Raw genomic sequence first — 26,336 nt, 5'->3', positions numbered from 1 at the left:
ATTCACGCTCCTTTTTCATTTAAATACACAGACTTACCCCAGATCCGCTCCCGGATATCGCCCACCACCCACCGCGCAAAGTTGATAAACCGCCCAAGCTTCTACGTCTTGTCGGGTCATTCTTTGAAAGGTCGGTCGTGGGCACAGTCTTGAAATACACCTTGGGCGTTTGCGTGATCGCAGTTTTCGTCGCAACTGGCGTGTTCGGCACCCAATTGCTGTTGCGCGGCGGCGAGGACGCAGGGCAGCAGGGTCAGGACCGCCAGCCCACACGTGTCGGGGTGACCTCCCCGCAGATGCGCAGCATCGAAGACGCCGTTTCGGCTGTCGGCACGCTGCGCCCGGTGCGCGCGGTCGATATCGTTCCGAACGTGGCGGGGCGCGTGTCCGACGTGCTTGTGACCTCTGGGCAGAAGGTGTCGGCAGGGGACCTTTTGATCGCGCTGGACGACCGTGCCGCCCGCGCAGCACTGGCCGAGGCGCAGGCGACGCTGAACGAGACCGAGCAGGAATATAGCCGCTACCGTCAACTGGAAGACAGCAATGCCGCCGCAGAAGCGCGGCTGGAGGAAGCGCGTGGCGCTTTCCGGCGGGCAGAGGCCGCGGTGATGATGGCTGAGGCCAACCTTGAGGATCGCACAGTCACGGCCCCGTTTGCGGGCACACTGGGCGTGATCGACACGGAACCGGGCAGCTTTCTGAATGGCAATCAGGCGGTCACCCGACTGGCCGATCTGTCCGCGGTCGAGGTGTCGGCAACCCTGCCCGAACGGTACTTCCGGCAGGTCAGACCCGGCCAGACGCTGGAAATCACCACGCCCTCCTATCCCAACGCCACCTTCGAGGGGCAAGTGACCCTGCGCGCGCCCGAGATTGATCTGGGCACCCGCAGCTTCGAGATCCGGGCGGAAATCGACAATGATGACGGCAGGCTGGTGGGCGGCATGTTCGCCCGCGTCCGGCTGGTTCTGGACACCTACGAGGGCATGACCCTTTCCGAGGATGCGATCATCAGCGAGGGGATGGCGGTCTATGTCTACACCGTTGCCGACGGTACCGCTGAACGCACTGAGATCGAGATTGGCACCACGCGCGGCACGATGACCGAAGTGCGCGAGGGACTGGAAATCGACGACCGGATCGTCGTTGCGGGGTGGGATCAGCTGACCGATGGCGCCCCTGTCGCGGTGGAAGAAAACCCCGCCGAGAGAGGCGACGAGTGACCCTTTCTGATCTGTGCATCCGCCGCCCCGTGCTGGCCACGGTCATGTCCATCCTGATCGTGGTTCTGGGGATTGCCGCCCTGACCCGAATGCCCGTGCGCGAATTGCCGGACACATCGACCGCCCAGGTGACGGTCAGCGTGGCCTATATCGGCGCCGGTCCCAGCGTGGTGGACAATGAACTGGCCAGCGTGATCGAAGGTGCAATCTCCACGGTTGCGGGGATCGATCGCATCTCGACGGAATCCGAACTGGGCGGGCTGCGCACCGTCATCACGTTTCGGCAAGGCCGCGACGTGGATCAGGCCGCATCTGATGTGCGCGCCGCCGTGCAGGCCGTGATCGGCGATCTGCCCGACGAGGCCGAAGAGCCGCAGATCGAGAAGAACGACAGCCAGGGCGATCCGATCATCTGGATGACCATGACCTCGGAGAACATGTCGGCGACCGAGCTTACCGATTATGCGGACCGCTTTGTCACCGACCGGCTGGAGACGCTGAACGGCGTGGCCGCCGTGCAGATCTATGGCGCGAGGCCTTACGCGATGCGGATCTGGTTGGACCCCGACGCGATGGCTGCGCGCGGTGTCACCGCGACCGAAATCGCGGATGCCCTGCGCGCGAATAACCTGGAGCTGCCCGCAGGCCAGATCGAAAGCACCTCGCGCACCTATCTGCTGCGGACGGAAACGCGGCTGTCCAGTGTCGAAGACTTCGAGAATCTGATCGTGGCGAACCGCGAAAACGGGCGGATCACCTTAGGCGACGTGGCCCGCGCCGACATCGGGACCGAGGATGACAACAGCCTGTTTCGCGCCAATGGCGAGACTGCCATCGGCATCGGTGTCCTGCGCCAGTCTTCGGCCAATACCCTGACGATTTCCTCGGCCGTGCGCGAGGAAGTCACCGCGATTCAGGGCGATCTGCCGGGCGGCACCGCACTTCAGGTCACCTCGGACGACGCTGAGTTCATTCAGAATTCGATACGCCAGGTGCTGACAACGCTGGCGATTTCGGTCGCCATCGTCGTCTCGGTGATCTTCGTGTTCCTGGCGTCGCTTCGCGCGACCATCGTGCCTGCGGTCACGATCCCCATCGCCCTGTTGGGGGCAAGCGCCGGGATCGCATTCATCGGGTTTTCGATCAACATCCTGACGTTGTTCGCGCTGATCCTCGCCATCGGCCTGGTGGTCGACGACGCCATCGTTGTGCTGGAAAACATCGAACGGCGGGTAGAAGAAGGCGACGACCCAAAGGAAGCCGCCCGCGCCGGGGCCAATCAGGTGTTCGTGGCCGTGGTCTCCACCTCCGCCGTGCTGATCTCGGTCTTTGTGCCGCTGTCGTTCCTGCAGGGCGAGATCGGCAAGCTGTTTCAGGAATTCGGCGTCACGCTGGCCGTCGCCGTGGCTCTGTCGACCTTCGTGGCGCTGTCGCTCTGCCCGGTGCTGGCGAGCCTGGTGTTGAAGAAGGGCATGAACACCAGCCGGTTCTCCCGGATCGTGAAGTCTGTCACCGACAGCACGGCAGATGCCTATCGCAGCCTGCTCAACCACGCCATTCGCGCGCCGCTGATCATCCTTGCCATCGCGGCGGTCCTGTCGGGAATGTCATGGACGCTCTACCAGCAGCTTCCCTCGCAGCTGACCCCGAACGAGGACCGAGGCGTGTTCTTCGTGTCGGTCAGCGCGCCTGCGGGTTCGGCGCTTGGGCTGACGGACAGGGCCGTTCAGCAGGTCGAAGACCTGATCGCTCCCTACCGCGAGGATGGCACCGTCGAGGACGTCATCGGCATCGTGGGACAATATGGCGAAACGGGGCGTGCATTTCTGGTGGCCTCAATGGCATCCTGGGGGGACCGAGAGATGGGTCCGCGCGACGTGCTGGCCGAACTGCGCCCCAAGTTTGCGCAGATCACCCTGGCCAACGTCCGCAGTTTTGCACCCTCCGGTCTGGATGCGGGCGGCGGCTCGGGGCTGGAAGTGATCGTGACGGCCCCCAGCTTTGAGCAGGCAGCCGACTATTCGGCCCAGATGGAGCAGGCGCTGCGCGACAGCCCGGACATCGTCGGCGTGCGCCGGGCCTACGATGTGAACACGCCCGGCTATGACATCAACGTCAATCGCGACATGGCGCGCGAGATCGGCGTGGACGCCCGCGCCATTTCCGATGCCGTGCGCACCTTCTTTGCATCCGCCGAGGTGACCGAGTTCATCTCTCAGGATCGCCAGTACCCGGTGATCCTGCAGGCCCCTGACGCGCTGCGTGCTGCACCGGAAGATCTGCGCGGCATCAACGTGCGCGCAGCGAACGGCGCATTGGTCCCGCTCGACGGATTGGTGACGCTGGAGCGCCGCGCTTCGGTGGCGGCCTTCAACCGCTTCAACCGCCAGCCCTCGGTCGAGGTTTCGGGATCGCTGGCCGATGGCGTCGATCTGGGCTCTGCCATCCAGACGGTCGAGAGCATTGCGGACGGATTGCCCTCGCAGATGCAGATTTTCTATTCGGGTCAGGCCGAAAGCTTTCAGGAGACCTCGGGCGGCATCGTCACCACCTTTGCGCTGGCACTGCTGGTGGTCTTTCTGGTGCTCGCTGCCCAATTCGAAAGCTTTATCCAGCCGGTTGTCATCTTGCTGTCAGTGCCTCTGGCCGTGGCCGGTGCCCTGCTGACGCTGTTTTCGCTGGGCGAGGCGGTGAATATCTATACCCAGGTCGGCATGGTCATGCTGATCGGGCTGATGGCCAAGAACGGCATCCTGATCGTCGAATTCGCCAATCAATTGCGCGAAGACGGATATGCCGTGCGCGAGGCCGTGGTCGAGGCCGCAACCGTGCGTCTGCGTCCGATCATGATGACGGTGCTGTCCACCGTTCTTGGGGCGGTCCCTCTGGTCCTGTCCAGCGGCGCGGGTGCGGCCAGCCGCATCTCCATCGGTCTTGTCATCATCGGCGGCTTTCTGGTGGCGTCGATCCTGACGCTGTTCCTGACCCCAGTGCTTTACGATCTGCTGCAACGGGACACCGAAGAGACCGGGGACAAGGCCGAGAGCCCGGCATAGAGGGCGTTTTACTACCTGAGAACCGCTGGGCTGTCCGGGGCTGCTTTCATCACATTCTTGAAAACCGCACGGTGATCTTCGCAAAGGAACCTTTGCAGGGGTGACCGCGCGGCCCCTGCTGCTCTAGCGTCCCGGTCAACCTCAGGACGGAGCACTCCCCTTGCCGCGTGAATACCTCAAGACAGCGACCAGATCGGCCCGCAGCGGAGCCGAGGACGTCTCGCGATCCGTGGCGGCCATACTCGCCGATATCGAACAGGGCGGCGAAGCGGCGGCGCGGCGCTATGCCAGCCAGTTCGACAACTACGATGGCCCGGTGGTGCTGGACGAAGACGCCATCGCCAAGGCCTGCGCCCTTGTCCCGCAAGCGCTGCGCGATGACATCGCCTTTGCCCACGACAACGTCCGCCGCTTTGCGCAGGCGCAAAAGCAATCGGTGCAGGACATGCAGACCGAAGTTGTTCCCGGCCTGATCGCAGGACAGAAAACCATCCCCTGCAACGCCGCCGGATGCTACATCCCCGGCGGGCGCTATTCGCATGTGGCGTCCGCCATCATGACCGTGACCACCGCCAAGGTTGCGGGCGTCGGCCATATCGCTGCCTGCTCTCCGCCGCGCCCCGGTGTCGGATTGCCGCCCGCCATCATCTATGCCGCGCACCTCAGCGGCGCCGACAGCATCCTGGCGATGGGCGGCGTGCAGGGCATTGCAGCCATGACGTTCGGCCTCTTCGGCCTGCCCCGCGCCGACATCCTTGCAGGCCCCGGCAACCAATACGTCGCCGAGGCAAAGCGCATCCTCTATGGCCGCGTCGGCATCGACATGGTCGCAGGACCGACCGACAGCCTGATCCTGGCCGATGCCTCCGCCGACGCGCACATCGTCGCCACCGATCTGGTCAGCCAGGCCGAACACGGCCACAACTCGCCCGTCTGGCTGGTCACCGATGACCGCGCATTGGCAATGGACGTGGCGGCCCGTGTGCCTGCCCTGATCGCCGCCTTACCGCCCCTGAACCGCGAAAGCGCCAACGCCGCATGGCGCGACTACGCCGAGATCATCCTTTGCGACGACCGCGAGGATATGGCCGCCTGTTCCGACGCCTATGCCCCCGAACACCTGACCGTGCAAGCTGCCGATCTGGACTGGTGGCTGGACCGGCTGACCTGCTACGGCTCGCTGTTTCTGGGCGAGGAAACCACGGTCTCCTACGGCGACAAGGCCACGGGCACCAACCATGTCTTGCCCACCTCGGGCGCGGCCAAGTACACTGGGGGCCTGAGCGTCCACAAATACATGAAGGTCGTCACATGGCAGCGCGCCACCCGGACGGGGTCAAAATCCGTGGCCATCGCGACCGCCCGCATCAGCCGCGTCGAAGGCATGGAGGGCCACGCCCGCAGCGCCGATGTACGGCTGGCAAAGTACTTCCCCGAAGAAGTCTTTGACCTTGCCGCCCCGACCTGATCCATTCTGCCCCGCGTACTGACCGAACGGAAAGAACCCCATGACCATATCAGAACAAATCGTCGGCGATCTGGTGGCCAACGACATCGCCTTTGTCACCACCGTGCCGTGCAAGCAGCTGGGCGGTGTGATCGAGGCGGTCGAGGCGCACCCCGACATCATGCACGTTCCCGCCAACAAGGAAGACGAGGGCATGGGCCTGTGCGCAGGCGCCTGGATGGGCGGCAAGCGCCCGATGATCATCATGCAGAACACCGCCATCGGCGTGACGATCAACACGCTGGTGACGCTGACGCAGTTCTACCGGATGCCGCTGCCGATGCTGATCTCGTACCGGGGCGAGTTGAAGGAGCCGGTCGCCTGCCAGGCCGAAATGGCCGTTCACACCAAGGCGCTGCTGGCCCAGTTGAACATCCCCACCTACCACTTCCACAAGACATCCGACGCGGACGAGCTGGACGCGATCCTGAAATACACCTTCATGTGCAACAAACCCGTGGCGATCCTGACCGACGCGACATTCTGGGGAGGCTACTGATGAACCGTTCCGACATCCTGCGCGACATCGCCCCCGTGATCCGCGATCATCTGGTGGTGTGCAACATCGGCCTGCCCAGCCAGGAGTTGCACATGATCGACGACCAGCCGACCAACTTCTACATGCTCGGCACGATGGGGCTCGCGTCGTCCATCGGTCTGGGGCTGGCGCTTGCGCAAGACAAACAGGTCATCGCTATCGACGGCGACGGATCGGTGCTGACCAACCTTGGCACCCTGCCCACCATCGCCAACAATGTGGCCGACAACTTCATCCTGCTGATCATCGACAACGGCAGCTACGGCTCGACCGGCGACCAGCCGACCTATGCGGGCAAGAAGACCTCACTTGCCGCGGTCGCGCGCGCCTGCGGCTGTGACACCGTGATCGAAGTGGCGGCCGAGGATACCGCTCAGGCCCTGACCGATGCGCTGGCGTCCAGACGCATGACGGTGATCGTCGCCAAATGCGCCAGCGGCAACATCAAGGTGCCGGTCATCACCAAGGACCCCGTGGTGATCCGCGACCGCTTCATGACGGCGATCCGGTCGTGATCCGGTCCTGAAAGCACAGCCCCTAAAAACGAGGCGGCGAGCCGCCGCCCCGCCTTGACCTTCCGGCGTGAACACGTCTTCATATGGGACGCTGAAAAAAGGGGCAGAAAATGTATACACCGGCGATCACAGGCACAGGCGTCTTCACACCCTCCGAAACCATCACCAACGCCGAACTGGTCAAGGCGTTCAACGCCTACGCCGACCTCTACAACACCGAACACGCGGACGAGATCGCGGCGGGCACGCGGGCGGCCAAGGATCACTCCTCCGAAGAGTTCATCTTCAAGGCCTCGGGCATCGAACAGCGCTATGTGATGGTCAAGGACGGCATTCTGGACCCCACGGTGATGTACCCCAAGATGCGCCAGCGCAGCGATGAAGAGCCGTCGATCATGGCCGAAATGGCGCTGAAGGCGGCCAATATCGCGCTGGAGAACGCGGGCAAAACCGCCGCCGACGTGGGTGCGGTGATCTGCGCCGCCTCGAACCTCGAGCGCGCCTATCCCGCCGTCGCCATCGAGATCCAGGATCTGCTGGGCATCGAAGGCTTTGCCTTCGACATGAACGTCGCCTGCTCCTCCGCCACCTTCGGCATCCAGGCCGCCGCCGACATGATCCGCTCGGGCTCGATCCGCTCGGCGCTGGTGATCAACCCCGAGATCTGCTCGGCCCATATCGAATGGCGCGACCGCGATTGCCACTTCATTTTCGGCGACGTCGCCACCGCCACCCTGCTGGAACGCGAGGAAGACGCCAAAGGCGCCTATTTCGCGGTTAAATCCACCCGCTGCGCCACCAGCTATTCCAACAACATCCGCAACAACAACGGCTTCCTGCGCCGCTCGCGCCCCGACGGCATGAAAGACCGCCGCGACATGCAGTTCATGCAAAACGGCCGCAAGGTGTTCAAGGAGGTTGTGCCCATGGTGTCCGATCACATCGCGGGCCACATGGCGGATGAAAACCTCGGGGCGCAGGACATCAAGCGCCTCTGGCTGCACCAGGCCAACAAGGGCATGAACGACATGATCGGCAAAAAGGTCCTTGGCCGCACGCCCGAACCGCATGAGCAGCCCAACATCCTGCAGGACTATGCCAATACCTCCTCGGCAGGGTCTATCATCACCTTCGCCAAACACTCTGCCGACCTGAAAGACGGCGATCACGGCTTCATCTGCTCCTTCGGCGCAGGCTACTCGGTCGGCAGCGTGTTGGTCGAAAAACACGGCTGACCGCTTTCTTTTGGCCCTAAATATCCTGGGGGACCAGGGGGCAAAGCCCCCGGATTCGCCACCCGCCATCTTGCCTGCCGCCCCGCGTTGGCGTACCTCCTCGCCCCATGGCAAAGCTCTATTTTCACTACTCCACGATGAACGCCGGCAAGTCGACGGTTCTATTGCAGGCCGCGCACAACTACCGCGAGCGCGGGATGCAGTGCTATCTGATCACCGCGCAATTCGACAATCGCGCCGGTCAGGGCCGCATCGCCAGCCGCATCGGGATCGGTCAGGACGCCGACACCTTCGGCCCCGATGAAGACCTCTTTGCCAAGATCAAGACGCATCTGGCCACCGCACAGATCGCCTGCATCTTCATCGACGAGGCGCAGTTCCTCAGCGATGCGCAGGTCTGGCAACTGGCCCGCGCGGTGGACGATCTGAAGGTGCCGATCATGTGCTACGGGCTGCGGGTGGATTTTCAGGGCAAACTCTTTCCCGGCTCGGCCACGCTTCTGGCGCTGGCAGATGAGATGCGCGAAGTGCGCACCATCTGCCACTGCGGCAAGAAGGCATCCATGGTCGTGCGCCAGGACGCCCAAGGTAACGTCGTCAAGGACGGCGCTCAGGTGCAGATTGGCGGCAACGAGACCTACGTCAGCCTATGTCGCCGGCATTGGCGCAAGGCGACGGGCGACATGGCCTGAGCCTCAAACCGCGTTCGGCGCGTCCTGCCCGTCGATCAGCACAGCGCGCAGATTGCGCAGCGCCATCAGCCCCATATCGCTGCGCACCTCCAGCGCGGCGGTGCCGAGATGCGGCAGCAGCACGACGTTCTCAAGGGCTTTCAACGCCGTGGGCACGTGCGGCTCCTGAGCGTAAACGTCCAGACCCGCGCCACCGATGAAACCGCCTTGCAAGGCTGCGATCAGCGCGTCCTCGTCCACCACGTCGCCGCGTGCGATGTTGATCAGATGCGCGTGGCGCGGCATCGCTGCCAGCACATCCGCGTCTATCAGATGCCGCGTCTCGGCCCCGCCCGGCACCGCCAGCACCAGAACGTCCACCGCGGCGGCCAGCTTTGACAGATCATCATACGGCACAGCCTCGAACTCCAGATCCTTTGGCGAGCGCGTGAAATAGGCCACCTTCATGCCAAAGCCAAAGTGGCAGCGCCGCGCGATGGCCTGCCCGATCCGGCCCATGCCGACGATGCCGACCGTCTTGCCGGTCAGGTGCAGCCCCAGCATCTGCGTCGGGTGCCACCCCGCCCACTGTCCCGCGCGCACCATGCGCTCGCCTTCGCCCGCGCGCCGTGCGCTCATCAGCATCAGCGTCATAGCCGTATCTGCCGTGGCATCGGTCACGGCCCCCGGCGTGTTGCTGACGATCAGCCCCTTCGCGTTGGCTGCCGCAACGTCGATGTGGTTATAGCCCACCCCAAAGTTCGCCAACATCACTGCACGCGGGCGCGCCTTGACAAAAACCTCGGCGCTGAACGCATCCCCCAGCGTCGGCATCACGGCGTCATAACCTTCGAGTGCGACAATCATTTCGCCCTGCGACAGCGGCGCGTTGCTCTCGCGCATGGTCACCTTAAAGAGCTTGCGCGCCTGCGCTGCGACATCGGCGGGCATGGGGCGCGAAATAAAGAGCGTTTTCAATGCATGCGCCCCCCGTCGGGTACCGCCTGATCGGGACGCAGCAGGATGATTTCGCCCTTGTCGTCGGGCAGCCCCAGCACCAGCACCTCGGACATGAACGGTCCGATCTGACGCGGCGGAAAGTTCACCACCGCCGCCACCTGTTTGCCCACCAGCATATCGGGCGTGTAATGCGCGGTGATCTGGGCGCTGGTCTTGCGCTCGCCGATGTCGCCGCCAAAGTCGATCCACATCTTGATCGCGGGCTTGCGCGCCTCGGGAAAGGGTTCTGCGCGCAGCACGGTGCCGACGCGAATGTCCACTTTCAGAAACGTGTCGAAATCCAGATTGTCAGCCATCCGCCAGTTCCCTTGCCCGCCGTGTCGCCGCTGCCACCGCGCGCGGCAGCAGCGCGGGAAATCCGGTCTCGGCGTCCATCAGCACCTCAAGCGCCGCCTGCGTCGTGCCGTTGGGCGAGGTCACATTGACGCGCAACTGCGCGGGGTCTTCGTCCGCGTCCTCTGCCAGCGCACCGGCACCCGCCACCGTGGCCTTGGCCAGTTGCATCGCAAGTTCCGGCGAAAGCCCCTGCGCCACGCCCCCCGCTGCCATCGTCTCGATCATGTGAAAGACATAAGCCGGCCCCGACCCGCTGACGCCCGTAACCGCGTCGATCTGCGATTCCGTGTCCAGCCGCACCACCTGCCCCACGGCGCTCAGCAATTCCTCGGCCACATCCAGCGCGCCCTCCCCGGCCGCGTTGGCGACGATGGCGGTGATGCCACGGCCCACGGCGGCAGGCGTGTTCGGCATGGCCCGCACGACCGGCGTGCCTACGCCCAGTGTCTTTTCGAAATAGGAAATCGGCGTGCCTGCCGCGACGCTGACGAACACGGTGTCGCCGCCGCCCATATGCGCCATGTTCGGCACCGCGTCGCCCATCATCTGCGGCTTGACCGCGACCAGAACGATTGCCGGATGGGCGGGCAACTCGGCGTTGATGTGCACGCCGCTGGCCTTCAGCCATTCCGACGGATGCGGATCCTGCACCCAGACCGATGTGGCGGGCAGACCGCGTTTCAGCCAGCCCGCCAGCATCGCCGACCCCATCTTGCCGCAACCCAAAAGCACAAGGCCCCGCTGCGCGATCACGTCATCTTTCATGGTTTCACCCTTCCCCCGCCTATGGTTCAGGGCGAAGGTTTACGCGCGGCCATAGGCCTCTGCAATGGCCACGTCCAAGGCTTCCTTGGGCGTGCGGTCGCCCCAGGTCAGCAATTGCAGCGCGGGATAGTAGCGCTCGGCACTCATCACGGCGGCGTTGATCATGGTATCGACCTGCTCGGGGCCTGCGACCTGGCCACCGGCCAGCACCAGCCCATAGCGGTAGACCATCAGCTTCTGCTCTGCCCAGAAGGTAAAGGCACCGGCCCAGCATTGGTCGTTGATCAGGTTCAGCAGGGCATAGAGGTCGCCCAGCTTTTCCTCGGGCGGCTCCATCTCGAAGGTGCAGACCAGACGCAGCGTCTCGTCATAGCCGGACCATGCCAGCGTCAGAGAATAGGTGCGCCACTGGCCTTCGACGGCCATCGCGATCTGATCGTCTGCGATGCGGTCGAAATCCCAGTCATGATGCGCCGCGATGTTCTCGACAATATCAATCGGGTGGATCTCGTCTTCCAGGTAATGCTCGGAAAGGGCCATGTCGCTACCTCTTTTTCTCGCTCTAGCGATGGGCCCATGTCGAGCCCCCAAATGCTAGGTGCCTGCTCTGAGTATCGGGGTGATCCCCCCGTATCTCTACCAAATATGGTGCAGGTGGGGCGGGGCTGTGGCAACCCTTTATTTGGGGATAAGTTCAATAAGTTGTGGAAAAGGTTCTGGGGCGCACAAAATGGACGCCTGATAGGGTCGCTGGACCGTGGCCCAGCCCGCCAGAACAACAAAAAACGCCCGCCCCGGAAGGGGCAGACGTTCATGAATTATTCACAAATCCCGGATCGGCAGTCAGAGCGCAAAAAACTCTTACTTGCTTTCCATCGCATCGAGCCGCGCCTTCAGCGCTTCGTTCTCTTCGCGGGCCTTTTGCGCCATCGCGCGCACCGCGTCGAATTCCTCGCGGGTGACGAAATCGCGGTCCGCCAGCCAGCGGTCCATCAGCGATTTCATCGCGGTTTCGGCTTCGCCCTTGGCACCCTGTGCCACGCCCATCGCATTAGTCATCAGCTGCGAAATATCGTCGAAAATCTTGCCACGCGCCTGCATGTGCATACTCCTTTAACTGGCTTACCTCCTATATGGGGCGACAGGCCCGCGCCCGCAAGGTTGACTTCCCCCGCGCGGCACATGCATGTCGCATCCATGACCGGTTTGATCCCCTTCCCCGACATCTCTCCAGACATCTTTTCGGTGTCGATCTTTGGCATGACCATCGCGCTGCGGTGGTATGCGCTGGCCTATATCGTCGGCATCCTTGCGGGGTGGCGGCTGGTGGTCATGGCGACCCGGCGCGCGCGCCTGTGGCGCAACGACACACCGCCCATGACGACGACCCAGATCGAGGACCTGCTGACCTGGATCATCGTCGGCGTGATCCTCGGCGGGCGGCTGGGGTATGTGCTGTTTTACCAGCCCGCCTATTATCTCGCCAATCCATCGCAGATCCTGGCGATCTGGCAGGGTGGCATGTCGTTCCACGGCGGGCTTCTGGGCGTGGTCATCGCCGCCTACATCTACACCTGGCGGCAGGGCATCCCGAAAACCTCCGCCGCCGATGCGATTGCCCTTGGCGTGCCGCCGGGGCTGCTGCTGGGCCGGATCTCGAACTTCATCAACGCCGAACTTTGGGGCCGTCCAACCGATCTGCCCTGGGGCGTCGCCTTTCCCGGCGATGCCGCCCAATATTGCCCCGACGTTGTGGGGCTCTGCGCCCGACACCCCAGCCAGCTTTACGAGGCGCTGCTCGAGGGGCTGATTCTGGGCGCCATCCTGCTGATCCTGGTCTGGCGACGTGACGCACTGAAATTTCCGGGCCGCGTCGCGGGGACGTTCTTTGCGGGCTACGGGCTGTCGCGGTTCGTGGTGGAATTCGTCCGCCAGCCGGACGCGCAGTTCATCTCCGACGGCAATCCGCTGGGGCTGGCCTGGCATGTCGGCGGCTGGGGTCTGACCATGGGGCAAATCCTGTCGCTGCCGATGATCGCCCTTGGGCTTTGGCTGATCCTGCGCGCGCGCCGGACGCCGCCCGCCTGATGTCGCTGCTGCGGATACTGACCGACCGGATCACGGCCATGGGTCCGATCACCCTTGCCGACTATATGTCCGAGGCGCTGCTGCATCCGACCCACGGCTATTACACCACCCGCGATCCGCTGGGCGCTGGCGGCGATTTCACCACCGCCCCCGAGATCAGCCAGATGTTCGGCGAGTTGATTGGCCTGTCACTGGCGCAAAGCTGGCTGGATCAGGGTGCACCACCCGCATTCACATTGGCCGAACTTGGCCCCGGTCGCGGGACGCTGATGGCCGATATCCTGCGCGCCACCGCCCGCGTGCCGGGGTTCCACGACGCCATGCAGATCGCACTGATCGAGGCGTCGCCCAAACTGCGCGAGGTTCAGGCCACCGCACTGAAAGACCTCGCCCCGCAATGGCTCGACAGCGTTCACGCCCTGCCCGAACAGCCGCTTTATCTGGTTGCCAACGAATTTTTCGACGCGCTGCCGGTGCACCAGTACCAGCGCGACGGCGACCGCTGGCGCGAACGGATGGTGGGCGCAGATGGCGACCGCTTGCACATGGGCCTGGGCCCCGCCACACTGCAGCCCGCTTTGGCGCATCGGCTTGAGGACACGGGCCAGGACGACATCGTCGAGGTCTGCCCAGGCGCCACCCCGATCACCGACACAATCAGCAGCCGCATCCGTGATCATGGCGGTGCGGCGCTGATCATCGACTATGGCGACTGGCGCTCGCTGGGCGACACATTGCAGGCGGTCAAGGACCATGAAACTACCGACCCGCTGGCCGACCCAGGCACCGCCGACCTGACCACCCATGTGGATTTCGAGGCGCTGACGCAGGCCGCCCGCTGCGCGTTCACGCGCATCACCCCCCAAGGCGTGTTTCTGGAAAGGCTTGGCATCACCCAGCGCGCGCAGGCACTGGCGCAAACCCTGCGCGGCGGACCGCTAGACGCGCATGTCGCCGCACATCGCCGGTTGACGCACCCCGCAGAAATGGGAAACCTGTTCAAAGTGCTGGGCCTCTATCCGACGGGGGCCACGCCGCCACCGGGTCTGGAACCATGACGCTGAAGCTTCTGACACATGACACGCTTGATCCCCTTGCTCACGGGTTCTTCACCCGCGCGGGCGGGGCATCGTCGGGCGTGTTCGCCGGTCTGAACTGCGGCAGCGGCAGCACCGACCAAAGCGAGATCGTCGCCATCAACCGCGCCCGCGTGGCCGCACGGATGGACGTGCCCGCCGATCACCTGCTGGGCGTGCATCAGGTACATTCGACCAAGGTGGTCCAGGTCACCGCCCCCCTGCCCACCAAGCCCAAGGCCGACGCGATGGTCACCGCCACGCCGGGACTGGCCCTGTCGGTGCTGTCCGCCGACTGCCAACCGGTGCTCTTTGCCGACCACGAGGCCAAGGTGATCGGCGCCGCACACGCAGGCTGGCGCGGCACGCTCGACGGTGTGCTTGAGGCAACAGTCGATGCGATGGAAGCCTTGGGCGCCTCGGCGGACAATATTCACGCGGTCATCGGCCCCTCGATCAGCCAGCGCGCCTACGAGGTCGGGCCGGAGTTCTTCGAGACCCACATCGCCGAGGACGACGCGAGCGCCCGGTTCTTCGCCAACGGCACCGGCGACCGGATGATGTATGACCTGCCCGGCTATGGCCTGCACCGCCTGCGTGCCCGTGGCGTGGCCTCCGCCGAATGGACGCGGCACTGCACCTATTCCGATCCGGCGCAATTCTTCTCCTACCGCCGGTCGGTCCACGACCGCGCCGCAGATTATGGCCGATTGATCGCCGCGATCAGGCTCTGAACCATATAAAACAGGAAACAATCAGGGCAGCGCTGCCTTTATTGTACACATTTTGCCTTAATCTATCTTGAAATTGGCCGAAACCGGTCCCAACCACGCCCGAAAACCCTGTCAGAAATGATCTCAACAGCGGCACCAAACGCCGCAGAGATGACTGAGCAAAGGGCACCGACATGAAAACCAACACACGCTTCATCAAATCCGTGGTCGCAGCAGCAGCCGACGACAAGACCGTGATGCCTTGGGCCCGTGGCGCACGCCGCGCCGCCTTCATCGCGAAACGCAAGGCCGAGCTGACGCGCAAAGCGGCCTGATCCCGGCCCACCTGGGGCCTATCTGGGCTTCGAATCATTCGCGGCACTGGCCCGCATGGGTTCACCGCGAAATATGTCAAATGTGGCGCGCGGCGCGCTGCCCGTCCTACAATCCGCCCCCGTTTGGGCGGATTGATGCGTTTCAGGGCATTAATGTCTTCTGCTTTTTGACAATCGGAGGCAGGATTGGCGATTAGAGGTGCATCAGACACGTGAACCTCAGTTCATCTGTCGTCGTCGGTGGGGGCCGACATCAGATGTGACCGACCAGCTTAGGGTTAATCGCATGACCATCTCTGCCGCCCCCTCCGGGCATTCGCGCCACCAGACCTATGCCGCCCCGATATCGCGGAGCGTCAGCCTGCCCGCCAGCCGAACCTACGAGATTGCGGCGCTGCGTGCCGATGGCAGCCGTCTGGTCAGCCAGGTCAAGGCCCCGGCCCTGCCCCTGATCGAACAGGCGTTTTCCGCCTTTGCGCGCGGCACGGTGCTGGAAGGACGCGATGGCCCCATCGCCATCGAAGACCTGCAACCGGGCGACTGGCTGCGCACCGGCGACGGCGAGGCGGCACAGGCCGTCTGGATCGGCTCGACCAGTTTCGTGCCCGCCGACACCGGCCGCCGCACGCCCCTGATCCGCATCATGGCCGACACCTTCGGCCCCGGCCGCCCCGAAAGCTTTCTGACCGTCGGCCCATCGGCTCGCCTGCTGCAGACCCCGCACCACCTGCGCGGAAATCAGGTCTCCGGCGCGCAGATGCTGACCCTCGCCCGCGATTTCGTCGATGGCGTCAACGTGATCGAAGTGGCACCGCCCACGCAGGTGCGCCTGTTCCACCTGTGCCTGACCCGCCATGCGACGGTCTTTGCAGGCGGCCTGCAGATGGAAACCTTTCACCCCGGCACGCAAAGCACACGCTCGGTCAGCCACGCGGTGCGGGACCTGTTTCTGGGGATGTTCCCGCGGATTTCACATGTGACCGACTTTGGCGCGCTGGCGCATCTGCGCGCGCCGGACGGCACCGAAGAGGCGGCCTGAAACGGGTCGGCCCGCGCATCATGCGCGGGTCGCGCAGATATCAGGCAGTCTTTTTCAACCGCTCTTCCAGAACGTCGAAGGGCACGCCCGCCTCGTCCTTGGCCTGACGGATCACCAGCGATGTCTTGACGCTGGCGACATTCGGCGTGGACAGCAGCTGGCCGGTCAGAAAGCTCTGAAAGCTCGACAGATCCGGTGCCACGCATTTGAGAATAAAGTCGACCTCGCCGTTCAGCATGTGGCACTCGCGCACCAGCGGCCAGGCGCGGCAGCGGTCCTCAAAGACACTCAGATCGCTTTCCGCCTGGCTGGCCAGACCGACCATGGCGAACACCTGCACCTCAAAGCCCAGCACATGCGCGTCCACATCCGCATGGAAGCCGCGGATATATCCCGATTCCTCCAGCGTGCGCACACGGCGCAGGCAGGGCGGCGCGGAGATGCCCACGCGCTTGGCCAACTCCACGTTGGTCATGCGCCCGTCTGCCTGTAGTTCTGCGAGAATCTTGCGATCAATTGGATCAAGCCGCGTATTCGCCATTTCGCCCCCGGATTTTGCGGTTCTTATAGCACCGCCCGCGTCGTGCGCAATATTGTTTCGCACCAACGCAAGAATCTTGCACTGAAGCCACCAATCAGCCCCTGTTAGCGCTGCATATCGGCCCTGCAATTGCGGGGTTCAATCACCAAGCGCAGATGTCTATATCAAGGCAATCGAACACTGCGCCATTCACCGACGCGCCCTGACCGACGGGCGTGCCGACAGACCTACCTGAAGGGGATCATCATGGGCGAGACACGCAAGACCAAGGTACTGATCATCGGATCGGGCCCCGCAGGCTATACCGCAGGCATCTACGCCAGCCGCGCCATGCTGGAACCCATTCTGGTCCAGGGCATCGAACCCGGCGGCCAGCTGACCACCACGACCGAGGTTGAAAACTGGCCCGGCGACACCGAAGTGCAAGGGCCCGACCTGATGGTCCGCATGGAAGCGCACGCCAAGGCGATGGGCTGCGAGGTCATCGGCGACATCATCTCGTCGGTCGATTTCTCGAAACGTCCCTTTGTGGCGCAATCCGACAGCGGCACGGTCTATGTGGCCGATGCGATCATCCTGGCCACGGGCGCGCGCGCCAAGTGGCTCGGCATGCCGTCGGAAGAAAAGTTCAAGGGCTTCGGCGTCTCGGCCTGCGCCACCTGCGACGGGTTCTTCTATCGCGGTCAGGAAATCGTGGTGATCGGCGGCGGCAACACCGCCGTGGAAGAAGCGCTGTTCCTGACCAACTTCGCCTCCAAGGTCACGCTGATCCACCGCCGCGACGAATTGCGCGCCGAAAAGATCCTGCAGGACCGGTTGATGAAAAACCCCAAGATCGAAACCCTCTGGTTCCACCAGCTGGAAGAGGTCTACGGCGCTGACAGCCCGCTGGGCGTCGAAGGTGTCAAGGTCAAGAATGTGAACACTGGCGAAGTCAGCGATATCCCCGCCAAGGGCGTGTTCGTCGCCATCGGCCACGCGCCCTCAAACGAGTTGGTCAAGGATGTGCTTGAAACCCACATGGGCGGGTATGTCGTGACCAAACCCGACAGCACCGAAACCTCGATCCCCGGCGTCTTTGCTGCGGGTGACCTGACGGACCACAAGTACCGCCAAGCGGTGACCTCCGCAGGCATGGGCTGCATGGCCGCGCTCGAGGCCGAACGCTGGCTGGCGGAAAACACCGATACGGATGTGGAAAAAGACACTTCGCTCCCGCTCGGCTATGGCGCGGAAGTCACCGAAGGGGCCTGACCCCCTTCATCTTGCCAGGTAAACTTCGGGGGGAGGCCAGAGGCCGGGGGGCTGGCCCCCTTCCCCCGTTGACCGCAGGCACCCCCTCGGGCCACTCTGCGCCAGATCAAGGAGCAGTGCATGTCCGACCTCTGGCGCGGCAACTGGGCGACCCGCGCCCGCATCGCCAGCGGGCTGGCGCTGATGCTCTATGCCTTACTGCACTTTCTGAACATCGGGCTTGGGCTCTTCTCCCCCGACTGGCTCGAGGCGGGCCAAGACCTGCGCCAGACCGTCACCCGCAACCCGCTGGGCGAGGTGCTGCTCTATGCGGCCCTGATCCTGCACGCGGGTCTTGCGCTGATGCGCCTGATCGAGCGGCGCAGCCTGCGGATGGCCCGTGCAGAGGCGGTGCAATACACCTTCGGCTTTGCCATCCCCCTGCTGCTGCTGACGCACATCACCTACACCCGCATCGCCCACGAAGTTTATGGCGTCGATGATCAGATGGGATACCTCATGTACCTGATCTGGGGCAGCACATCGGCGCTGACCCAGACCGTGCTGCTGCTGATCGTCTGGGTGCACGGCTGTATCGGCCTGCACCTGTGGCTGCGCGGGCGAACGTGGTGGCGGCGCAACACGCATCTTCTGACCGGGCTGGCCGTGCTGGTCCCGGCCTTTGCACTCTCCGGGTTCGTCACCGAAAGCCGCCGCCTGCATCTGGCAGCGCAGGACGAGGACACGCGGCTCGACATGCTCGACGCCTACAACTTTCCCGGCCCGGAGGCATTCGCCGGGCTGATCCGCACCGACGCGATGCTCTACTGGGGGTTCGTCGCGGTGCTGGGCACGGCGCTGACCGCCCACCTTGCCCTGCGCCTGAACGCAAGGCGTACCAGCGTGCGGATCACCTATACCGACGGGCCCACGATCACCGCGCGTCTGGGCCAGACCCTGCTAGAGATGTCGCGCGAGGCCGGTGTGCCCCACACGTCTCTTTGCGGTGGCAAGGGGCGCTGCACCACCTGCCGCGTGAAGATCGAGGGGAACGCCCATGATCTGCCACAACCCTCGGAGGCCGAAGCGCGCAGCCTGCAAGCCGTCGGCGCCGCTCCGGGCACGCGTCTGGCCTGTCAGCTCAGACCCGACCAGCCGATGACGGTGCACCGGGTCTTTGCTAGCGGCGGGCAATTGTCGCGCGGCCCTGCCAGCCAGGGTCAGGAGCGCCCGCTGGCCATCCTGTTTCTGGACATGCGCGGCTTTACCGCGCGCACCGCAGGGCAGTTGCCTTACGACGTGGTGTTCCTCCTGAACCGGTTCTTCGACGCGGTGGTGCCTGCGGTGACAGCATCGGGCGGCAAGATCGACAAATATCTGGGCGACGGTTTCCTTGCCCTGTTCGAGACGCGCGACACCGCCTCCTCGGCGCAGGCGGGCCTGAGTGCCGCCGCAGGCATCGGGCGCGCGCTCGATGCGTTCAACGCAGGCCTCGAGGCCGAAGGCGCGCCGCCCGTGGGTATCGGCATCGGGCTGCATCTGGGCAACGTCGTGCTGGGCGAAATCGGGGCCGCAGGCCACGCACCGCGCACCCTGATCGGGGATGCGGTCAATGCGGCCAGCAGGCTGGAGGCGCAGACCAAGGCGATGCAGGTCGAACTTCTGATCAGCGCCGCCGTGCTGGACGCCGCAGGCATCGCGCGCCCCGAGGGGCTGGTCGCACTCGATCTGCGCGGCGTCGAAGAACCCATCGACGCCCTGCCCGTCCCCAGAGCCGCCGATGCACCCCAGCTGACTGGCCCCATCAGCGAACAGCCATGACGCCCACGCATTCCCGGTTTGCAGCGATCTCGAAAAACGTCAATTTTGGGCAAAATGACCCAAAAAAGCCGCGCAAAAGGGGAACTTGTGCCGAATTTGCGTCATACCCGATCTCATGCACGAACTCTATCTGGACGCCTCCCGACCAGCCCGCTATTGCGCAATCCAAGCGCACCCCCAGGGTCATTTCCACCCGTTGAACGAAAGTAATCTTCATGCCGATGCCGAATAATCTCGCCCCCATTCCCGAACTCTACGTTTCCTATGATTCCGCCCAAAAGCTCAAGCACGAGGCGGCCCAGCTGGTCAGCCACGACCTGACGGCGCGCCAGATCTGCGATCTGGAATTGCTGATGAACGGCGGATTTAACCCGCTCAAGGGCTTCCTCGGCGAGGAAGACTACAACGGTGTCGTCGAGAACATGCGCCTCGCCGATGGCAGCCTGTGGCCGATGCCGATCACGCTCGACGTCGGCGAAGCCTTTGCCGAAAAGCTGGAAATCGGCCAGGACATCGCCCTGCGCGATCAGGAAGGCGTGATTCTCGCGACCATGACCGTCACCGACCGCTGGGAGCCGAACAAGGCACGCGAGGCCGAAAAGGTCTTTGGCGCCGACGACGACAAGCACCCTGCCGTGAACTACCTGCACAATCAGGCAGGCAAGATCTATCTGGGCGGTCCGATCACCGGCATCCAGCAGCCCGTCCACTATGATTTCCGGGCCCGCCGCGACACGCCCAACGAGTTGCGCAGCTATTTCCGCAAGATGGGCTGGCGCAAGGTCGTGGCCTTCCAGACCCGCAACCCGCTGCACCGCGCCCACCAGGAACTGACGTTCCGCGCCGCGCGCGAAGCGCAGGCCAACCTGCTGATCCACCCTGTGGTCGGCCTGACCAAACCGGGCGACGTCGATCACTTTACCCGCGTGCGCTGCTACGAGGCGGTTCTGGACAAATATCCGGCGGCCACCACGTCCATGTCGCTCTTGAACCTTGCCATGCGGATGGCGGGCCCCCGCGAGGCCGTGTGGCACGGTCTGATCCGCAAGAACCACGGCTGCACGCACTTCATCGTCGGCCGCGACCACGCAGGCCCCGGCTCGAATTCCAAGGGCGAGGATTTCTATGGCCCCTATGACGCACAGGACCTGTTCCGCACGCATCAGGAAGAAATGGGCATCGAAATGGTCGATTTCAAACACATGGTCTGGGTGCAGGAACGCGCCCAATACGAAGCCATGGACGAGATCGAAGACAAGGATGCCGTGACCATTCTGAACATCTCGGGCACCGAACTGCGCCGCCGTCTGCAGGAAGGGCTGGAAATCCCCGAATGGTTCTCCTTCCCCGAAGTGGTCAAGGAGTTGCGCCGCACCAAGCCGCCGCGCTCCAAGCAGGGCTTTACCGTGTTCTTCACCGGCTTTTCCGGCTCGGGCAAATCCACGATTGCCAACGCGCTGATGGTCAAGCTGATGGAAATGGGCGGCCGCCCCGTGACGCTGCTGGACGGTGATCTGGTGCGCAAGAACCTCAGCTCCGAGCTGGGTTTCTCAAAAGAGCACCGCGATCTTAACATCCGCCGCATCGGCTATGTCGCGTCCGAGATCACCAAGAACGGCGGCATCGCCATCTGCGCACCCATCGCGCCCTATGCGACCACCCGCCGTGCCGTGCGCGAAGACATCGAATCCTTTGGTGCCTTCGTCGAGGTGCACGTCGCCACCACGATCGAGGAATGCGAACGCCGTGACCGCAAGGGCCTGTATAAACTGGCGCGCGAAGGCAAGATCAAGGAATTCACCGGCATCTCCGACCCTTACGATGTGCCCGAAGATCCCGAAATCCGCCTCCAGACCGAGAATATCGAAGTGGACAACTGCGCCCACCAGGTTCTGCTGAAGCTCGAAAGCATGGGCCTGATCGCCGCCGAATAAGGCGCGTCTGATCCGGCACGAAGGCTCCGCCGTCACCGGCGGGGCCTTTTTGTGTGGGCCAGCAACTGCGATCAGACCCCGTCGCGCAGCATCCGCGCTGCGGCCTGTTCATAATCCGAATAGCCCACCGCCTGCGCCTTGGCGCGCAGCAACGCAGGGCGCATGGCGTCGTAAAGATCAGCGTCGGCGCGGGCGATGGCGTCCAGAATTTCGCCCCTGCTGGTGCACACGATCATCGCATCGGTGTCAAAATACTCGGCCACGTTCGGCGCGCCCCAGTAGATCGGCACCGTTTCACACAGCAGCGCATCGACCAGCTGTTCGCTGAAGTACCCTCCCGCACGCATGTTCTCGATCACCACCGAAAACCGAAACGGCGCCAGCCCTTCGTGCTTGTGTTCGAACGGCGCATAGCCGCGTCCCATCAGCGCCACGCCCGTCGTGGCTTCGGCCACTTCGTGACGCAGCTTGTGGCCTTCCAGATCGCGCCGGTTCGAGGCGATCAGCGACACATCGGCGGTCTTGGTCAGGTCCAGCCCGTCCCAGTCGGGCACCCATGTGCGCGCAGCCGTCAGAAACCGCGCATTCGGCGCGCTGCGCAACAGCGTGGGGTCATGAGTGAATATCCGGTGATAGCGCCGATGCGTCCAACGCAAGATCCGCAGGTGGCACTCATGGATCGCGCGCGGCTCTACCACCATCACACTGACCTGTGCGGCCACGCCAAAGGGGCGCAGGTGCATCGACGTCTTGGGATAGACCAGCAGGTGATCCTGCGCGCTCAGGTCCGCCACCGTGCCACTGCTCAGCCGTGTGGGGCGGCCCACGGGCCAGTGCAGCATGTTCAGCGGCAGATCGGCCACGCGTCTGCCGATGCCGTTGCCATAGGGCAGAACGGCAATTGCGCGCTCAGTCATGTGGCAGGTTCACAGTGCCCGACATCAGCACGAACCCGTCGCCCGCAACCTCGACGCCGGTGATGGCGTCACGCGGCCCCAGAACACGCACCTGCGCCTGACCGGGACGGCCCATGCCGTGTCCCTGTTCGGCGGTGAAGTCAGGCGTGTCAATCAACCCATGCGCCCACAGGTACGCCGCCATCGCACCCGTCGCGGACCCTGTGAACGGGTCCTCGGGCGGACTGGGCGGGGCAAGTAACAGCCGCGCGGCGGTGTCGCCCGCTTCGGTGAAACCGTCCAGCGTGCACCAGAACGGCTCCATCATATCGGTGCCTGCGCCCAGCGAGACGGCCAGATCGGTCAGCGCCTTGGGGTTCAGCCGCACCCGCTCCAGCGCGGTGCGATCCTTCAGGACGGCAATCACGAACGGCAGGCCGGTGCTGACCAGTTGCGGCGGGCTGATGATGTCATCTGCCGTCAGGTTGCCAACCGCTGAAACCAACGCCGGATCGACCAGCGCGCCGAACTCTGGCGCCACTTGCGTCATCGTCACGCGGCTGCCCTGCACGGTCACGGGCACCGGCCCCGCGCCGGTTTCCAGCACCAGCGACCCGTCTTCGATCAACCCACGCGACCGCATCGCCGCCACCGTCGCAATCGTGGGATGACCCGCAAAGGGGATCTCTCGGCTGGCCAGGTAGTAGCGCACGCGCACGTCGGCCACGTCCGATGGCCCGGTGAACGTGCACTCCACCAAGGATGTCTCGCGCACGTAGGCCATGCAGGTCTCGTCGCTCAGGTCCGCGCCCTGATGCACAACCGCGCAACCGTTGCCGCCAAACGCGCGGTCGGTGAACGCGTCCACCCAGTCAAAATCGTAAGTCATATCGCCCCTGCCAAGATCGTGGTGTGCTTGCGACAGCGCCGGAACGCTGCCTCAAATCGCATCTTAGTCTTGTGGAGGAGTGTCAGAAAGACGCTTACGTGCGTCAAGTGCACGATCTCGCGCATCTCGAAGTCGAAGGCTGCCAGCCCCATAGGGAGCCGACAGCCGCGTCGTTCAATGCACCGCTTGCGGTGCCAGGTCGTTTTGCCGCGCCAGCACAAAGGCCATCTTGCGGTCCGCGACCAATGCAATCTGCGTGCCTTGGGCGTCGTGCACGGCATAAAGCTGGTCCAGCCCCTCGGCCTGTTCCTGCACATCCCGGGGCAGATCGCTCACGTCGATGGTTTTCACATAGACGATGTTGCTTTTGGGTTCTGAATCAAATGGCGTTTCCATGTGGGTTACCCTTTCCGAATGCTGATGGTCTGAACGACTGTTTCAGGTTTGGCCCGTGTCAGATCGACATGCAGCAGCCCGTTTTCGATAATCGCCTCTCCAACCTCAACGCTGTCAGCCAGCACAAAGGTCCGTTGAAATTGCCGCGCAGCGATGCCGCGATGCAAAAACACGCGCCCGTCGCCATCATCGGTCTGGCGTCCACGGATCACCAGCGTGCGGTCCTCGACGGTGATTTGCAGATCGTCCTCGGCAAAACCGGCCACCGCAAGCGTGATGCGATAGGAAAAATCGGAAGTCTGTTCGATGTTGAAAGGCGGATAGCCTTCGTTGCCGGATTTCGCCGTGCGTTCCAGCAGGCGTTCCAACTGCTCGAACCCCAACATATGCGGGTGCGAGCCAAGAGTCATTTTCGTCATTGCGACACGTCCTTATCAGATCAAGCGACAGTCATTTACGGCCCCTGATGGCAACCGCTTGACTGGAATATGGGAAGAATTCCGCCCCCAGACAAGAGGTGGACCCTTCAAGAGCACGCCGCTTTGTCAAAAAAGCATCGCAATTATCGCACTCGTGCCGCCCATCCACGCCTACAAACTCTATGCGCAGAGGCCGTCCTCGCCTATGTATGAAGTTCCTCAGCCCGCGAGAATCAACGTTCATGAATGCGCCCTCAGACCTTTCGATGAAGAACGACGACGTGCTGCGCGTCGAGTTGGAAGTGTTCCGGCGCGAACATCGCGATCTGGACGAGGCGATTGCCGCCATGAACGAGCGCGGCACGTCCGACCCGCTGACACTGCAACGGCTGAAAAAGCGTAAACTGCGTCTCAAGGACCTGATTGCCACGCTCGAGGACCGTCTGACACCCGACATCATCGCCTGAGCCTTGCCCCGCCGGATCAGGCCCGTATAAGTCGCAGACCGAACTGCAATTGCGCGAGGCCACAGGATGACGGACCACTCCCCCCAAGTCGGGATTATCATGGGCAGCCAGTCCGATTGGCCCACCATGCGAGAAGCGGCGCAGATGCTGGATGATCTGGGCATCGTGTATGAAACGCGCATCGTGTCCGCACACCGCACGCCCGACCGGCTGTGGGACTATGGCAAGACTGCCGTGGATCGCGGATTGCAGGTGATCATCGCCGGTGCCGGCGGTGCCGCGCATCTGCCCGGCATGATGGCGTCCAAAACCCGCGTGCCGGTGATCGGCGTGCCGGTCCTGACCAAGGCGCTCTCGGGTGTCGATTCGCTCTATTCCATCCTGCAGATGCCGCGCGGCTTTCCCGTGGCGACCATGGCCATCGGTGCGGCGGGCGCTGCGAACGCAGGGCTGATGGCGGCGGGTATCCTTGCGCTGAACGACCCAGCACTGGCCGCAAGGCTGGACCAGTGGCGCGCCGATCTGTCGGCCTCTATCCCGGAAGAACCCAGCGATGACTGATCCTTTGCCCACAGGCGCCACAATCGGCATTCTCGGTGGCGGCCAGTTGGGTCGCATGCTGTCGGTCGCCGCCGCCCGTCTGGGGTTCAGGACCCACATCTTCGAGCCCGGCGCCAACCCGCCCGCCGCCGATGTGGCCCATGCCTGCACCACGGCGGCCTACGACGATGTCGCTGCGCTGACCGCATTCGCGCAGTCGGTCGATGTCATCACCTATGAGTTCGAAAACATCCCCACCGAAGCGCTCGACATTCTCGAGGCGATCACGCCGATCCACCCCAACCGCGAGGCGCTGCGCATCAGTCAGGACCGCCTGACCGAAAAGAATTTCCTGACCGGTCTGGGCCTGCAAACGGCACCTTATGCCGACATTCCCGATGCCGCCGCACTGACCGCCGCACTGGACACCATCGGCACGCCGTCAATCCTGAAGACCCGCCGTTTCGGCTATGACGGCAAGGGACAGGCGCGGCTGACCTCGCCCGAAGACGCCGCCCAAGCCATCGCAGACATGGCGGGCGCGCCTGCGCTGCTGGAAGGGTTCGTGGATTTTTCGATAGAGGTGTCGGTGATCGCCACGCGCAGTGCGTCGGGCGATGTAGCCTGCTACGATCCGGGCGAAAACGTCCACCGGGCTGGCATCCTGCACACCACCACCGTCCCCGCCCGCCTCTCCGCAAGCCTGCGCACCGATGCGGTGCTGCTGGCCGCGCGCATTCTGAACGCGCTGGATTATGTCGGTGTGATGGGGGTCGAGCTGTTCGTGACGCCATCGGGGCTGATCGTCAACGAGATCGCGCCGCGTGTGCACAATTCAGGCCACTGGACCCAGAACGGCTGTGCCGTGGACCAGTTCGAACAGCACATCCGCGCGGTTGCGGGCTGGCCCTTGGGCGACGGGCAGCGGCACAGCGACGTGGTGATGGAAAACCTGATCGGCGACGACATGGACCGTGTGCCCGAACTGGCCGCGACCCGCGACACGGCGCTGCATCTCTATGGCAAGGCCGAGGTGAAACCGGGCCGCAAGATGGGCCACGTCAACCGCATCATCCGCTGAGG

At 63.8% G+C, this 26,336-nt stretch carries 28 protein-coding genes; 18 read left to right on the top strand and 10 right to left on the bottom strand.

Annotated elements, in window-relative coordinates:
* Positions 1 to 173 precede the first annotated feature (173 nt).
* The 7 genes from NTA49_RS06485 to NTA49_RS06455 all read left to right on the top strand — a co-directional run bounded on the left by NTA49_RS06485 (position 174) and on the right by NTA49_RS06455 (position 8,766).
* Entirely contained in the window at positions 174 to 1,223 is a 1,050-nt protein-coding gene (locus NTA49_RS06485) for an efflux RND transporter periplasmic adaptor subunit (RefSeq protein ID WP_258293858.1), read from the top strand.
* Entirely contained in the window at positions 1,220 to 4,279 is a 3,060-nt protein-coding gene (locus NTA49_RS06480; protein ID WP_258293857.1) for an efflux RND transporter permease subunit, read from the top strand. Before NTA49_RS06485 ends, NTA49_RS06480 begins: the two co-directional genes overlap by 4 nt.
* A gap of 160 nt (positions 4,280 to 4,439) precedes the next feature.
* A complete protein-coding gene (hisD, locus tag NTA49_RS06475) occupies positions 4,440 to 5,747 on the top strand; it encodes a histidinol dehydrogenase (RefSeq protein WP_258293856.1) in 1,308 nt (435 codons plus the stop codon).
* Positions 5,748 to 5,787: 40 nt separating this feature from the next.
* Positions 5,788 to 6,285 carry a sulfopyruvate decarboxylase subunit alpha gene (gene comD / locus NTA49_RS06470; RefSeq protein ID WP_258293855.1) on the top strand — a complete coding sequence of 166 codons (498 nt, stop codon included), beginning with the start codon at positions 5,788 to 5,790 and terminating at the stop codon, positions 6,283 to 6,285.
* On the top strand, positions 6,285 to 6,839 hold the full coding sequence (gene comE, locus NTA49_RS06465; RefSeq protein WP_258293854.1) for a sulfopyruvate decarboxylase subunit beta: 555 nt from the start codon (positions 6,285 to 6,287) through the stop codon (positions 6,837 to 6,839). The genes comD and comE overlap by 1 nt, the downstream gene beginning before the upstream one ends.
* Positions 6,840 to 6,949: 110 nt before the next feature.
* Complete coding sequence (locus NTA49_RS06460) at positions 6,950 to 8,074, top strand: beta-ketoacyl-ACP synthase III (RefSeq protein WP_258293853.1); 1,125 nt, start codon at positions 6,950 to 6,952, stop codon at positions 8,072 to 8,074.
* A gap of 107 nt (positions 8,075 to 8,181) precedes the next feature.
* Positions 8,182 to 8,766, top strand: a complete 585-nt coding sequence (locus tag NTA49_RS06455; protein WP_258293852.1) for a thymidine kinase — start codon at positions 8,182 to 8,184, stop codon at positions 8,764 to 8,766.
* Positions 8,767 to 8,769: 3 nt separating this feature from the next.
* Here NTA49_RS06455 and NTA49_RS06450 read toward each other — a convergent pair whose 3' ends face one another.
* The 5 genes from NTA49_RS06450 to NTA49_RS06430 form a co-directional block, all read right to left on the bottom strand.
* Positions 8,770 to 9,696 carry a 2-hydroxyacid dehydrogenase gene (locus NTA49_RS06450; RefSeq protein WP_258293851.1) on the bottom strand — a complete coding sequence of 309 codons (927 nt, stop codon included), beginning with the start codon at positions 9,694 to 9,696 and terminating at the stop codon, positions 8,770 to 8,772.
* Positions 9,697 to 9,719: 23 nt separating this feature from the next.
* The gene (locus NTA49_RS06445) at positions 9,720 to 10,061 is read right to left on the bottom strand and encodes a tRNA-binding protein (RefSeq protein WP_258293850.1); all 342 of its coding nucleotides are present in this window, start codon (positions 10,059 to 10,061) and stop codon (positions 9,720 to 9,722) included.
* Positions 10,054 to 10,866, bottom strand: a complete 813-nt coding sequence (gene proC, locus NTA49_RS06440; RefSeq protein WP_258293849.1) for a pyrroline-5-carboxylate reductase — start codon at positions 10,864 to 10,866, stop codon at positions 10,054 to 10,056. The genes NTA49_RS06445 and proC overlap by 8 nt, the downstream gene beginning before the upstream one ends.
* A 39-nt stretch (positions 10,867 to 10,905) precedes the next feature.
* Positions 10,906 to 11,406: a type III secretion system chaperone family protein gene (locus tag NTA49_RS06435; RefSeq protein WP_258293848.1), complete on the bottom strand. Its 501-nt coding sequence runs from the start codon at positions 11,404 to 11,406 to the stop codon at positions 10,906 to 10,908.
* Positions 11,407 to 11,727: 321 nt separating this feature from the next.
* Positions 11,728 to 11,967, bottom strand: a complete 240-nt coding sequence (locus NTA49_RS06430) for an accessory factor UbiK family protein (RefSeq protein WP_258293847.1) — start codon at positions 11,965 to 11,967, stop codon at positions 11,728 to 11,730.
* 96 nt (positions 11,968 to 12,063) lie between these two features.
* On the opposite strand from NTA49_RS06430, the gene lgt reads away from it, so the two are divergent.
* The 5 genes from lgt to NTA49_RS06405 all read left to right on the top strand — a co-directional run bounded on the left by lgt (position 12,064) and on the right by NTA49_RS06405 (position 16,117).
* Positions 12,064 to 12,954 (top strand): prolipoprotein diacylglyceryl transferase, encoded by an 891-nt coding sequence (gene lgt, locus NTA49_RS06425; protein WP_261368172.1) that lies wholly within the window; start codon positions 12,064 to 12,066, stop codon positions 12,952 to 12,954.
* Positions 12,954 to 14,012, top strand: a complete 1,059-nt coding sequence (locus NTA49_RS06420) for a class I SAM-dependent methyltransferase (RefSeq protein WP_261368184.1) — start codon at positions 12,954 to 12,956, stop codon at positions 14,010 to 14,012. The genes lgt and NTA49_RS06420 overlap by 1 nt, the downstream gene beginning before the upstream one ends.
* Entirely contained in the window at positions 14,009 to 14,764 is a 756-nt protein-coding gene (gene pgeF, locus NTA49_RS06415) for a peptidoglycan editing factor PgeF (protein WP_258293845.1), read from the top strand. Before NTA49_RS06420 ends, pgeF begins: the two co-directional genes overlap by 4 nt.
* Positions 14,765 to 14,937: 173 nt before the next feature.
* Positions 14,938 to 15,078 carry a hypothetical protein gene (locus NTA49_RS06410; protein WP_258293844.1) on the top strand — a complete coding sequence of 47 codons (141 nt, stop codon included), beginning with the start codon at positions 14,938 to 14,940 and terminating at the stop codon, positions 15,076 to 15,078.
* 286 nt (positions 15,079 to 15,364) lie between these two features.
* Positions 15,365 to 16,117, top strand: coding sequence for a Hint domain-containing protein (locus NTA49_RS06405; protein ID WP_258293843.1), 753 nt, complete (start codon positions 15,365 to 15,367; stop codon positions 16,115 to 16,117).
* A 40-nt stretch (positions 16,118 to 16,157) separates the two neighbouring features.
* Here NTA49_RS06405 and NTA49_RS06400 read toward each other — a convergent pair whose 3' ends face one another.
* Entirely contained in the window at positions 16,158 to 16,658 is a 501-nt protein-coding gene (locus tag NTA49_RS06400; RefSeq protein WP_258293842.1) for an Lrp/AsnC family transcriptional regulator, read from the bottom strand.
* 246 nt (positions 16,659 to 16,904) lie between these two features.
* Between NTA49_RS06400 and trxB the strand changes: the two genes are divergently transcribed.
* The 3 genes from trxB to NTA49_RS06385 all read left to right on the top strand — a co-directional run bounded on the left by trxB (position 16,905) and on the right by NTA49_RS06385 (position 21,646).
* Complete coding sequence (trxB, locus tag NTA49_RS06395) at positions 16,905 to 17,912, top strand: thioredoxin-disulfide reductase (protein ID WP_258293841.1); 1,008 nt, start codon at positions 16,905 to 16,907, stop codon at positions 17,910 to 17,912.
* Positions 17,913 to 18,032: 120 nt separating this feature from the next.
* A complete protein-coding gene (locus NTA49_RS06390; RefSeq protein ID WP_258293840.1) occupies positions 18,033 to 19,712 on the top strand; it encodes an adenylate/guanylate cyclase domain-containing protein in 1,680 nt (559 codons plus the stop codon).
* Between the two features lie 215 nt (positions 19,713 to 19,927).
* Entirely contained in the window at positions 19,928 to 21,646 is a 1,719-nt protein-coding gene (locus NTA49_RS06385; RefSeq protein ID WP_261368171.1) for a bifunctional sulfate adenylyltransferase/adenylylsulfate kinase, read from the top strand.
* Positions 21,647 to 21,717: 71 nt separating this feature from the next.
* On the opposite strand, the gene NTA49_RS06380 is transcribed toward NTA49_RS06385, so the two are convergent.
* The 4 genes from NTA49_RS06380 to NTA49_RS06365 all read right to left on the bottom strand — a co-directional run bounded on the left by NTA49_RS06380 (position 21,718) and on the right by NTA49_RS06365 (position 24,246).
* Complete coding sequence (locus tag NTA49_RS06380) at positions 21,718 to 22,563, bottom strand: hypothetical protein (RefSeq protein WP_258293838.1); 846 nt, start codon at positions 22,561 to 22,563, stop codon at positions 21,718 to 21,720.
* On the bottom strand, positions 22,556 to 23,431 hold the full coding sequence (locus tag NTA49_RS06375) for a PhzF family phenazine biosynthesis protein (protein WP_258293837.1): 876 nt from the start codon (positions 23,429 to 23,431) through the stop codon (positions 22,556 to 22,558). The genes NTA49_RS06380 and NTA49_RS06375 overlap by 8 nt, the downstream gene beginning before the upstream one ends.
* 174 nt (positions 23,432 to 23,605) lie before the next feature.
* Complete coding sequence (locus NTA49_RS06370) at positions 23,606 to 23,827, bottom strand: DUF1150 domain-containing protein (RefSeq protein WP_258293836.1); 222 nt, start codon at positions 23,825 to 23,827, stop codon at positions 23,606 to 23,608.
* A gap of 5 nt (positions 23,828 to 23,832) precedes the next feature.
* Positions 23,833 to 24,246 carry an Hsp20 family protein gene (locus NTA49_RS06365; protein ID WP_258293835.1) on the bottom strand — a complete coding sequence of 138 codons (414 nt, stop codon included), beginning with the start codon at positions 24,244 to 24,246 and terminating at the stop codon, positions 23,833 to 23,835.
* A gap of 242 nt (positions 24,247 to 24,488) precedes the next feature.
* Between NTA49_RS06365 and NTA49_RS06360 the strand changes: the two genes are divergently transcribed.
* The 3 genes from NTA49_RS06360 to NTA49_RS06350 all read left to right on the top strand — a co-directional run bounded on the left by NTA49_RS06360 (position 24,489) and on the right by NTA49_RS06350 (position 26,334).
* Entirely contained in the window at positions 24,489 to 24,713 is a 225-nt protein-coding gene (locus NTA49_RS06360) for a YdcH family protein (protein ID WP_258293834.1), read from the top strand.
* 66 nt (positions 24,714 to 24,779) lie between these two features.
* Complete coding sequence (purE, locus tag NTA49_RS06355; RefSeq protein ID WP_258293833.1) at positions 24,780 to 25,274, top strand: 5-(carboxyamino)imidazole ribonucleotide mutase; 495 nt, start codon at positions 24,780 to 24,782, stop codon at positions 25,272 to 25,274.
* The gene (locus NTA49_RS06350; RefSeq protein WP_258293832.1) at positions 25,267 to 26,334 is read left to right on the top strand and encodes a 5-(carboxyamino)imidazole ribonucleotide synthase; all 1,068 of its coding nucleotides are present in this window, start codon (positions 25,267 to 25,269) and stop codon (positions 26,332 to 26,334) included. Before purE ends, NTA49_RS06350 begins: the two co-directional genes overlap by 8 nt.
* Positions 26,335 to 26,336 lie beyond the last annotated feature (2 nt).

It is taken from the genome of Pseudosulfitobacter koreensis, assembly GCF_024733015.1.
Classification (GTDB): domain Bacteria; phylum Pseudomonadota; class Alphaproteobacteria; order Rhodobacterales; family Rhodobacteraceae; genus Pseudosulfitobacter; species Pseudosulfitobacter koreensis.
The sequence above is the reverse complement of the archived record's forward strand: the minus strand, read 5'-3'. Positions and strand labels throughout refer to the sequence as shown.